Genomic DNA, 10,428 nt, shown 5'->3' with positions numbered 1-10,428 from the left:
GAGCCCGCGGAGCCGTCCGAGCCCGCGGAGCCGTCCGAGCCCGCGGAGCCGTCCGAGCCCGCGGAGCCGTCCGAGCCCGCGGAGCCGTCCGAGCCCGCGCCGCCCGTCGAGCAGCCCGCTCCCGCTCCCGCACCGGAGCCTGCGCCTGCTCCGGCACCCGAGCCTGCTCCGGCACCCGAGCCAGCTCCGGCACCCGAGCCTGCACCGGCACCCGAGCCGGCGCCGGAGCCTGCACCGGAGCACCCCGGCCAGGGGTGCGAGAATGGCACCCTGCCGGGCGGTCTGCGCACGGCGCAGTCGCGGCCGCGGCCGACCCGGAGGGGCGAGGGCGACTAGCCCCGCCCGATCAGCTCCCGCTCAGCGCCTGGGCGGCGGGTCGCCCAGCTCGACCTCGACCCGCGGACCGGCCTCGCCGTCGGCCTCGACCAGGTCGAGGGCACCGGTGACGACCCCGGCGGCGCGCAGGTCGCGCTCCACCGCCCGCACGGCGGCGACGGTCGCGGCCGAGCCGGTGACCGTGCCCGCGACGACCGGGGTGCGCATGCCGACCTTGGCGGTCGACTTGGCCCCCCGCAGGCCGGCGAGGACCGCGGCCGCGACGGTGACCACGGCGGGGTCACCCGCGGTGCCGGCCTCGCCGAGCTCGTCGGCGACGGGCCAGGCGGCGTGGTGCACCGAGCCCTGCTGCCACCACGACCAGACCTCCTCGGTCGCGTAGGGCAGGAAGGGCGCGAGCAGCCGCAGCTGCACGTGCAGGGCCGTGGCGAGGGCCGCGCGGGCCGAGGCGGCGCCCGCGGCATCGCCGTCGGCGTACGCACGCTCCTTGACCAGCTCGACGTAGTCGTCGCAGAAGTCCCAGAAGAAGCGCTCGCTGACCTCGAGGGCCGTGGTGTAGTCGTAGGCCTCGAAGGCGGCGGTCGCCTCGTCGACCGTGCGGGTCAGGCGGGTCAGCAGCGAGCGGTCGAGCGGCTCCGTGACCGCGTCGGCACCGACCTCGGTGGCGCCCACGCTGCCGATGACGAACTTCGCGACGTTGAGGACCTTCATCGCGAGCCGACGACCGACCTTCATCTGGGTCTCGTCGAAGGGGGAGTCGAGGCCGGGCCGGGCCATGGCAGCACGCCAGCGAACAGCGTCGGCACCGTAGCGCTCCAGGATGTCCGTCGGGACGACGACGTTGCCCTTGGACTTCGACATCTTCTTGCGGTCGGGGTCGACCACGAAGCCCGAGATCGCGGCGTGGTGCCACGGCACCGTGCCGTTCTCGTGGTGCGCGCGGACCACGGTCGAGAACAGCCAGGTGCGGATGATGTCGTGGGCCTGCGGGCGCAGGTCTATCGGGAAGGTGCGGCTGAACAGGTCGTCGTCGCGCTCCCAGCCGCAGACCAGCTGCGGGGTCAGCGACGAGGTGGCCCAGGTGTCCATCACGTCGGGGTCGCCGACGAACCCGCCCGGCCGGCCGCGCTGGTCCTCCGAGTAGCCCGAGGGCGCCTGTGTCGAGGGATCGACGGGCAGCTGGTCCTCGCGCGGCATCAGCGGGTGGGCGTGGTCGGGCTGGCCCTCGTCGTCGAGGGGGTACCAGACGGGGAACGGGATGCCGAAGAAGCGCTGGCGCGAGATCAGCCAGTCGCCGTTGAGGCCCTCGATCCAGTTGGTGTAGCGGTGGCGCATGTGCGCCGGGACGAAGTCGATCTCGGTGCCGCGCTCCACGAGCTCGCGTCGCAGGTCGGCGTCGCGGCCGCCGTTGGTGAGGTACCACTGGCGCGTCGCGACGATCTCCAGCGGCTTGTCGCCCTTCTCGTAGAAGTTCGCCATGCGCTGGGTGGCCTTCGGCTCGCCGTCGAGGTCGCCGCTCCCGCGCAGCAGCGAGACCATCGCCTCCCGGGCGCTGAAGACGGTCTTGCCTGCGAGCTCCTGGTACGCCGCGTCGGCCTGCTGCAGCCAGTCGGGGGTCTCGCGCGCGAGCCGGCCGTCGCGGCCGACGACCGTGCGGACGGGCAGCTGCAGCTCGCGCCACCACTGGACGTCGGTGAGGTCGCCGAAGGTGCAGCACATCGCGATGCCGGCGCCCTTGTCGGGCTCGGCCGCGGGGTGGGCGAGCACCGGGACCTCGACGCCGAAGACGGGCGAGGTGACGGTGGTGCCGAACAGCGGCTGGTAGCGCTCGTCGTCGGGGTGGGCGACGAGCGCCACGACCGAGGGGATGAGCTCGGGGCGGGTGGTCTCGACGAAGATCGGGCCGTCGGCGCCGTGGTAGGCGACGCGGTGGTAGGCGCCGGCGTACTCGCGCGCCTCGAGCTCGGCCTGCGCGACGGCGGTCTGGAAGGTGACGTCCCACAGCGTGGGGGCCTCCTGCAGGTAGGCCTCGCCACGGGCGAAGTTGCGCAGGAAGGCCCGCTGGCTCACGGTCTGCGCGGTGCGGCCGATGGTGGTGTAGGTCTGGCTCCAGTCGACCGAGAGCCCGAGCCGGCGCCACAGCGCCTCGAAGACCTGCTCGTCCTCCTCGACCAGCTGCTCGCACAGCGCGACGAAGTTGGGTCGGCTGACCGCGACCTGCCGCTTGGGGTCGGGCTTCTCGGGCGGGACGAAGTCGGGGTCGTGGGGCAGCGAGGGGTCGCAGCGCACGCCGAAGTAGTTCTGGACGCGACGCTCGGTCGGCAGGCCGTTGTCGTCCCAGCCCATCGGGTAGAAGACCGCCTTGCCGCGCATGCGCTGGAAGCGTGCGACGAGGTCGGTGTGGGTGTAGGAGAAGACGTGCCCGACGTGGAGGCTGCCGCTGACGGTGGGCGGCGGGGTGTCGATCGAGTAGACCTCCTCGCGCGGCCGGGTGCGGTCGAAGGCGTAGGTGTCGGCGTCCTTCCAGGCCTGCGACCACCGCTCCTCCAGCCCCTCCAGCGCGACCTTGTCGGGTACGACGACCGCGGCGGGGGCGGTCGTCGTGCCGGACGTGGTCTGCTCGTCGCGAGGGGCGTCAGTCATGGCGCGAACGATACGGAGGGCCCCACGCTGGTCGCGAACCAGTTCCCGGGAAGTCGCTGGACAGCGCGGGCCGGGGCCGGTGAGGCTCGGGCATGGCCGCGCTCCACCTGACCGACGACCCCGCCGAGGCGCTGGCGCTCGCCACGCCCCTGCTGCGTCGCGACCCGCTGCGCAGCAGCGTCGTGGCCACCACCCTGCGGCGCGACGTGCGGCGTCGCGAGGCCGGGGAGCCCGCACCGGCCGGGCGGCCGTACTGGTTCGCGATCGTCCACGAGGGCGACGACCCGGTCGGGATGGTGATGCGCGCCGCGGAGCGTCCGCCGCACCCGCTCTTCGTGCTCGCCACCCCCGAGCGCGACCTCCGGGCCCTCGCCCAGCTGCTGCACGCGCGCGGCGAGGACGTGGGCGCCGTCAACGGCGTGGAGCCGTTGGCCCACCACCTCGCCGAGGAGTACGCCGCGCTCGCCGGCCGACGCGTCGCCGTGGCGATGCGCACGCGGCTGCACCGGCTCGGGCGGCTGCGCCCGCCCGCCGGTGTGCCCGGAGGCCTGCGGCCCGTGCGGCCCGACGAGGTCGACCTCGCTGCCGCGTGGCTCGACGACTTCCACCGCGACGTCGAGGTGCAGGCGGGACGCGAGCCCCGGGCAGGGTCGCCGACCGACCCCCGCGAGGTGCTGCTGCGCGTCCGCGAGGACCGGCTGTGGTGGTGGGAGGACGGCGAGCCGGTCCACGTCCTCGGCGCAAACCCGCCGGCCGAGGGCGTGGCGCGCATCGCGCCGGTGCACACCCCGGCGCCGCTGCGCGGGCGCGGGTACGCCGGGGCAGCCGTGGCGGCCCTGGCGGAACGGCTCGCCGCGCAGGGCGCCGAGGTGTGCCTGTTCACCGACCAGGCCAACCCGGTGTCGAACCGGCTCTACGAGCGGCTGGGCTTCGAGCCCGTCACGGACATGGTCGACCTGCTCCTAGACTCGAGGGGCCATGACTGATGCTCCGCAGGCGCGCCCCGCCCCACGACCGGCAGAGACCTACGCCGAGGTGGAGGACGCCCTCCTCAGCCGCTGGCCCGAGACCAGGCTCGAGCCGACCCTCGACCGCGAGCGGGCGTTCTGCGAGCTGCTGGGCGAGCCGCAGCGCGGCTACCCGGTGGTGCACCTCACCGGCACCAACGGCAAGACCTCGACCGCACGCATGGTGGAGCGGCTGCTCATCACCCTCGGGCTGCGCACGGGCCGGTTCACCAGCCCTCACCTGCAGTCGATGACCGAGCGCATCGTGCTCGACGGCGAGCCGATGAGCGAGGATGCGTTCGTGGGCGCCTTCAACGACGTCGCCCCGTACACCCACCTCGTCGACGCCGACCGGCCCCACCCGCTGTCGTTCTTCGAGACCGTCGTCGGCATGGCGTACGCCGCCTTCGCCGACGCCCCCGTCGACGTCGCCGTGGTCGAGGTGGGCATGGGAGGCGCCTGGGACGCCACCAACGTGGCCGACGCGACCGTGGCGGTGCTGACGCCGGTCGCGGTCGACCACGCCCGCTACCTCGGTGACACCCCCGAGCAGGTGGCGCTGGAGAAGGTCGGCATCGTCAAGCCCGGCTCCCGCGTCGTCAGCGCCGTGCAGCTGCCCGGCGTCGCCGAGGTGCTGGCCCAGCGCTGCCAGGAGGTCGGCGCGACCCTCGAGCTGGAGGGCGTCGGCTTCGGCGTCGCCCGCCGCACCCCGGCCGTCGGCGGCCAGGTGGTGTCGCTGCAGGGGCTGCGCGGCTCCTACGACGACGTCTTCCTGCCGCTCTACGGCGCCCACCAGGCTCACAACGCCGCGCTCGCGCTCGCGGCGGTCGAGGCCCTCGTCGGGGGCGAGGACCCCCTCGACGCCGAGGCCGTGGAGCAGGCGTTCGCCGAGGTGACCTCGCCCGGGCGGCTCGAGATCGTGCGTCGCTCGCCCACGATCGTGCTCGACGCGGCCCACAACCCGCACGGTGCCGAGGCCCTGGTCGAGGCGCTCGACGACTCCTTCACCTTCAACCCGCTCGTGGGGGTGGTGGCGGTGATGGAGGACAAGGACGCCGAGGGGCTGCTGGCCGCGCTGGAGCCGCAGCTGGCCCACGTCGTGTGCACGCGCAACAGCAGCGACCGGTCGCTGCCGGTCGCCGAGCTGGCCGAGGTGGCCCGGGGCATCTTCGGCCAGGACCGCGTCAGCGAGACCGCCACGCTGGCCGACGCGGTCGACCAGGCCGCGGCCCTGGCCGAGGCCGGTGGAGCGCTCGGCGAGGCCATCGGCTCCGGCGGCGTGCTGGTCACCGGCTCGGTGGTCACGGTGGGCGAGGCCCGGGCGCTGCTGACGAGGGAGCCCGTCTGATGCAGCGCCGACTCTGCGCCGCGATCCTCACCATGCAGGCCCTGGTGCTCGCGCTCACGACGCCGGTGCTCATCACCGTCGCCGACGTGCCGACCGGGCGCGCCGTCGCGCTCGGGATCGGCCTCGCCGTGGCAGCGATCCTGCTCGCCGGGCTGCTGCGCTTCCGCTGGGCCTACGCCCTCGGCTGGGTGCTGCAGGTCGCGAGCATCGCCGTCGGCCTGCTCGTGCCGGTGATGGTGACCCTCGGCGTGGTCTTCCTGGCGCTGTGGGCGACGGCGTACCTCCTCGGGGCCAAGATCGAGCGCGAACGGGCGGAGTGGACCCGCACCGGCAACTTCCCCGGCCGGCCCCCGGAGGGGACCGCGTAGGGCGGTAGGTTGCCGCCATGTCGCAGCGCACCCTGGTCCTGCTCAAGCCCGACGCCGTGCGGCGGGGCCTCGTCGGCGAGGTGCTCGGCCGCTTCGAGGCCAAGGGCCTGAGCCTGGTCGCCCTCGAGCTCCGCCACATCGACGCCGCGCAGGCCGACCGCCACTACGCCGAGCACGTCGAGCGCGACTTCTACCCGCCGCTGCGCGACTTCGTCACCAGCGGACCGCTGGTCGCCGCTGTGCTCGAGGGCGACGAGGCGATCGAGGTGGTGCGGGCGCTCAACGGCGCCACCGACGGCCGCAAGGCCGCCCCCGGCACCATCCGCGGCGACCTCTCGCTGTCCAACCGCGAGAACCTCGTGCACGGCTCCGACAGCCCCGAGTCGGCCGAGCGCGAGATCGCGCTGTGGTTCCCCGACCTCTGATCCCTTGACCGGCGTCGCCGGGCCGGGGTGAGGTGGTACATGCCTCTCGGGACCCGTACCGGCGCGCTGCTCGGCACCGCCGCCCTCGCCTCCACCCTGCTCGTCGCCCCGGTGACGGGCCCCTCGCCCAGCCCGGCGCAGGCGGCGCCCGGGCCACGTCCGGGCGGCTCGACCGTGGTCGCGGGCATCGACGTCGACCGCGCCACCATCCCGCGGTTGCAGCGGGCCATGGACGGCGGGCGGCTGAGCTCGGTGCGCCTGACCCGATTCTACCTCGACCGCATCGCCCGGCTCGACCGCCGGCTCGACGCCGTGGTCACCGTCGACCGGCGGGCGGTGGCCAAGGCCCGCGCCGCCGACCGGGCCCGTGCCCGCGGCGCCGACACCGACGACCGCCCGCTGCTCGGCATCCCCGTGCTGGTCAAGGACAACATCGGCACCGACGGCATGCCGACGACGGCGGGGTCCCTGGCGCTGCGCGGCAGCACGCCGCCCGACGCGTTCGTCGTGCGCCGCCTCGAGGCGGCCGGGGCCGTCGTGATCGGCAAGACCAACCTGTCGGAGTGGGCCAACTTCCGCGGCGCCCAGTCGTCGAGCGGCTGGAGCGCCGTCGGCGGGCAGACCTCCAACCCCTACGTGCTCGACCGCAACCCGTGCGGCTCGAGCTCCGGCAGCGGCGCTGCCGCGGCCGCCTCGCTGGCGACGGTCACCCTCGGCACCGAGACCGACGGCTCCATCGTGTGCCCGGCGGGCCAGAACGGCGTCGTCGGGCTCAAGCCCACGCTGGGCCTGGCCAGCCGCACCGGCATCGTGCCGATCAGCCCCGAGCAGGACACCGCCGGCCCCATCACCCGCAACGTCACCGACGCGGCGGTCGTGCTGGGGGCGCTGACCGGCGTCGACCCCGACGACGACGCCACGGCCGACCAGGTGGGGGAGGTGGCTGACGACTACACCGCCGACCTCGGCCGGGCCTCCCTCCGCGGTGCCCGCATCGGCTACTGGGACGCCTCGGCGGGTGCCTCGCCCGAGACCGAGCGGGTGATGGAGCGCGCCGTGGCCCGGCTCGAGCGCCTCGGGGCGGCCGTCGTCGACGTCGAGGTCGACGTCGAGGCGGCGTACGAGCCCGAGACGGTCGCGCTCGAGACGGAGTTCAAGGCCGCGATCGCCGACTACCTGCGGACCACCGCGCCGCGGTTCCCGAAGTCCCTCGCCGACCTGATCGCCTTCAACGAGGCGAACGCCCGGCGCGAGCTGCGGTGGTTCGGTCAGGAGACCTTCGAGAGCGCCCAGCGGCGCGGGCCCCTGAGCGACCCCGACTACCGGGCGGCCCGTGAGCGGGCCACCACGACCGGGCAGCGCGCGATCGACGAGACGGTCGCCGCGCACGACCTCGACGCGATCCTCGCCCCGACGAACAGCCCGGCGTGGCCGACCGACCTCGTCAACGGCGACCACTTCCTGCTCGGCTCCTCGACCCCGGCGGCCGTCGCGGGCTACCCCAACCTCACGGTCCCGGCCGGCTACGTCGAGGGCCTCCCGGTGGGCATGAGCCTGTTCGGTCCGCGGTGGAGCGAGCCCACGCTGCTGGCTCTCGGCCGCGCCTGGGAGCGGGCCACCGACGTGCGCCGCCCCCCGCGCTACCTGCGCGCCCTGCCGACCGGCTGACCTGCGGCGAACCACCGCTGACCGGGCGGCGTGTCGGCGCAGCCCCGGCCCACCCGGCTCATAGCCTCGCCTCACGGTGGGGTGCGCGCCCCGTCGCTTCCCCGGCTCTCGACGCAGCGAGGCGTTCACATGGCAGGCAGTCTCATCGGCCGCGACATGGCCGTCGACCTTGGAACCGCCAACACCCTGGTCTACGTCCGCGGTCGTGGCGTGCTCGTCGACGAGCCCTCCGTCGTGGCGATGAACGAGCAGACCCACGAGGTGCTCGCGGTCGGCCACGAGGCCAAGCGCATGGTCGGGCGCACCCCCGACGGCATCGCCGCGATCCGACCGCTCAAGGACGGTGTCATCGCCGACCTCGACGCGACCGAGGAGATGCTGCGCTTCTTCATCCAGCAGGTGCACAAGCGCCGCTACTTCGCCAAGCCCCGCATGATCATCTGCGTGCCGAGCGGTGTCACGGCCGTCGAGCAGCGTGCCGTCAAGGAGGCCGGCTACCAGGCCGGCGGCCGGCGGGTCTACATCATCGAGGAGCCGATGGCCGCCGCGATCGGCGCCGGGCTGCCCGTGCACGAGGCGACCGGCAACATGGTCGTCGACGTCGGCGGCGGCACCACCGAGGTCGCCGTCATCTCCCTCGGCGGCATCGTCACCACCCTCAGCGTGCGCACGGCCGGCGACGAGCTCGACCACGCGATCGTGGCCTACATGAAGAAGGAGCACTCCCTGATGCTGGGGGAGCGCACCGCCGAGGAGATCAAGATGACCCTCGGCTCGGCCTTCCCGCTGGCCCAGGAGCGCCAGGCCGAGGTCCGGGGTCGCGACATGGTCTCGGGCCTCCCGCGCACGGTCACCGTCTCCAGCCCCGAGATCCGCCGGGCCATCGAGGAGCAGCTGCACAGCATCGTCGACGCGGTGCGCACCACCCTCGACCAGACCCCGCCCGAGCTCGCCGGCGACATCATGGACCGCGGCATCGTGCTGACCGGCGGCGGCGCGCTGCTGCTCGGTCTCGACGAGCGGATCCGCCACGAGACCGGCATGCCGGTGCACATCGCGGCCGACCCGCTCACCTCGGTGGCCCACGGGGCCGGCAAGTGCATCGAGGAGTTCGAGGCGCTGCAGCAGGTCCTCGTCGCGGACCGGGGGCGCTAGGCCGTGGCCGTACGACGACTCCGCCGCGGCGCATCGACGTCGCGCCCGGTGGTGCGCGCGCACGAGCGCGGCGGCTTCGGGCGCCAGCGCAAGCGCGGCTCGGGCCGGGTGGTGGGTGCGATGCTCACCGCGTCGGTCGTGGTGCTGACCCTCGACGCCAGCGGCCAGGCGCAGGCGCCGTTCTCGCTGGCTCGCGACGTCGTCGGCGACGTCGTCGGCCCGGTCGAGTCGGCGACCGCCGTCGCCACCCGCCCGCTGCGCGAGGCGGCGGGCTACATGAGCAGCAACCGCGACCTGCGCGACGAGGTCGCGACGCTGAGCTCGGAGAACTCCCGGCTCCGCGCGCAGGCCGACCAGCTGCCGCTCGACCGCAACCGGCTCGCCGAGCTCGACGGGCTGATGACCAAGGCCAACGAGACCGGCTACTCCCTCGTGGCGGCCCGCGTCGTGGCCATGGGCCCGATGCAGTCGTTCTCGCGCACGGTCACCATCGACGCCGGCAGCAGCTCGGGCCTGCGCCGCGACATGACCGTGCTCAACAACGACGGCCTCGTGGGCCGCGTCGTCGAGGTCACCCGCTCGACCGCCACCGTCCTGCTGGTGGTCGACACCGAGTCGGTCGTCGGCGCCCGTCTCGGATCCAACCAGGAGATCGGCTTCCTGCGCGGCCGCGGCGTCACCGACGCCCGCAGCCGCCTCGACCTCGACCTCGCCGACAACACCGTGACCCCCGCCAAGGGCGACGTCGTCGTCACGTGGGGCAGCCAGGGCGGACGACCCTACGTCTCGGGCATCCCGATCGGCACGGTCGAGTCGGTGTTCTCGACGCCGCGCGAGCTGTCCAAGCAGGCCGTCATCGACCCCTACGTCGACTTCACCTCCCTCGACGTCGTCGGCGTCGTGGTCCCCGGCGACACCGAGGGCGACCGCGTCGTCCTCAACGGCACGAAGGGCGAGCGATGAGCCACCTGACCCGACTGCTGCTGGCGTCCGTCGTCGTCGTCCTGGCCGTGGTGCTCCAGGTCGCCGCGCTGCCTGTCGTCGCTGTCAACGGCGTCGTGCCCAACCTGGTGCTGCTCGTGGTGGTGGCGGCCAGCGTGGTGCGCGGGCCCGGCTACGGCGCCGTGGTCGCCCTCGTGGCCGGCCTGCTGCTCGACCTCGCGCCGCCCGCCGACCACGTCGTGGGGCAGTGGGCACTGGCCTTCGTCGTCGCGGCGGCCCTGGCCGGACGGGTCCGCTCGGAGGTCCGTGACTCCCCGCTCGCCGTGGTCGGGCTCGTCGCCGTCTGCTCCTTCGTCGCCTCCTCGCTGTTCGCGCTGACCGGGCTGGTGCTCGGCGACCTCACGCTGCCGCCCGGCCAGCTGCTGCAGGTCGTGCTGATCGCGCTGCTGTGGGACGTCGTGGTCGCCCCCGTGGTGGTGCCGCTGCTGCTGCCCGTCTTCGAGCGCCCCGTCAGCCACGAGTTGGCCGCCTAGGTC

Annotated in this window: 9 protein-coding genes; 8 read left to right on the top strand and 1 reads right to left on the bottom strand. The window is 74.2% G+C overall.

What is annotated here, in order from left to right; genetic code table 11:
- Nucleotides 1–357: 357 nt before the first annotated feature.
- Nucleotides 358–2,979: a valine--tRNA ligase gene (gene valS, locus ACYU8I_RS14565; RefSeq protein WP_460842107.1), complete on the bottom strand. Its 2,622-nt coding sequence runs from the start codon at nt 2,977–2,979 to the stop codon at nt 358–360.
- A gap of 92 nt (nt 2,980–3,071) precedes the next feature.
- Between valS and ACYU8I_RS14560 the strand changes: the two genes are divergently transcribed.
- From ACYU8I_RS14560 to mreD, 8 genes are all read left to right on the top strand, one after another.
- Complete coding sequence (locus ACYU8I_RS14560) at nt 3,072–3,965, top strand: GNAT family N-acetyltransferase (protein WP_460842104.1); 894 nt, start codon at nt 3,072–3,074, stop codon at nt 3,963–3,965.
- Complete coding sequence (locus ACYU8I_RS14555; protein ID WP_460842102.1) at nt 3,958–5,334, top strand: bifunctional folylpolyglutamate synthase/dihydrofolate synthase; 1,377 nt, start codon at nt 3,958–3,960, stop codon at nt 5,332–5,334. Before ACYU8I_RS14560 ends, ACYU8I_RS14555 begins: the two co-directional genes overlap by 8 nt.
- The gene (locus ACYU8I_RS14550; protein ID WP_460842101.1) at nt 5,334–5,702 is read left to right on the top strand and encodes a DUF4233 domain-containing protein; all 369 of its coding nucleotides are present in this window, start codon (nt 5,334–5,336) and stop codon (nt 5,700–5,702) included. Before ACYU8I_RS14555 ends, ACYU8I_RS14550 begins: the two co-directional genes overlap by 1 nt.
- A 17-nt stretch (nt 5,703–5,719) precedes the next feature.
- The gene (gene ndk / locus ACYU8I_RS14545; RefSeq protein ID WP_460842098.1) at nt 5,720–6,127 is read left to right on the top strand and encodes a nucleoside-diphosphate kinase; all 408 of its coding nucleotides are present in this window, start codon (nt 5,720–5,722) and stop codon (nt 6,125–6,127) included.
- Between the two features lie 39 nt (nt 6,128–6,166).
- On the top strand, nt 6,167–7,795 hold the full coding sequence (locus tag ACYU8I_RS14540) for an amidase (protein WP_460842097.1): 1,629 nt from the start codon (nt 6,167–6,169) through the stop codon (nt 7,793–7,795).
- 129 nt (nt 7,796–7,924) lie between these two features.
- Nucleotides 7,925–8,950 (top strand): rod shape-determining protein, encoded by a 1,026-nt coding sequence (locus ACYU8I_RS14535; RefSeq protein WP_460842095.1) that lies wholly within the window; start codon nt 7,925–7,927, stop codon nt 8,948–8,950.
- Nucleotides 8,951–8,998: 48 nt separating this feature from the next.
- Nucleotides 8,999–9,913 (top strand): rod shape-determining protein MreC, encoded by a 915-nt coding sequence (gene mreC, locus ACYU8I_RS14530; protein ID WP_460842093.1) that lies wholly within the window; start codon nt 8,999–9,001, stop codon nt 9,911–9,913.
- Entirely contained in the window at nt 9,910–10,425 is a 516-nt protein-coding gene (gene mreD, locus ACYU8I_RS14525) for a rod shape-determining protein MreD (protein WP_460842091.1), read from the top strand. The genes mreC and mreD overlap by 4 nt, the downstream gene beginning before the upstream one ends.
- Nucleotides 10,426–10,428: the final 3 nt, after the last annotated feature.

The organism is Nocardioides marmoraquaticus (assembly GCF_054777915.1).
This window is presented reverse-complemented; position numbering and strand designations above follow the sequence as displayed.

Bases quoted from the DNA above. Each gene is read 5' to 3' on its own strand.
- ACYU8I_RS14560 (WP_460842104.1), top strand. From the start codon at position 3,072: ATGGCCGCGCTCCACCTGACCGACGACCCCGCCGAGGCGCTGGCGCTC.
- mreD (WP_460842091.1), top strand. From the start codon at position 9,910: ATGAGCCACCTGACCCGACTGCTGCTGGCGTCCGTCGTCGTCGTCCTG.
- ACYU8I_RS14555 (WP_460842102.1), top strand. From the start codon at position 3,958: ATGACTGATGCTCCGCAGGCGCGCCCCGCCCCACGACCGGCAGAGACC.
- ndk (WP_460842098.1), top strand. From the start codon at position 5,720: ATGTCGCAGCGCACCCTGGTCCTGCTCAAGCCCGACGCCGTGCGGCGG.
- ACYU8I_RS14540 (WP_460842097.1), top strand. From the start codon at position 6,167: ATGCCTCTCGGGACCCGTACCGGCGCGCTGCTCGGCACCGCCGCCCTC.
- valS (WP_460842107.1), bottom strand. From the start codon at position 2,979: ATGACTGACGCCCCTCGCGACGAGCAGACCACGTCCGGCACGACGACC.
- ACYU8I_RS14550 (WP_460842101.1), top strand. From the start codon at position 5,334: ATGCAGCGCCGACTCTGCGCCGCGATCCTCACCATGCAGGCCCTGGTG.
- ACYU8I_RS14535 (WP_460842095.1), top strand. From the start codon at position 7,925: ATGGCAGGCAGTCTCATCGGCCGCGACATGGCCGTCGACCTTGGAACC.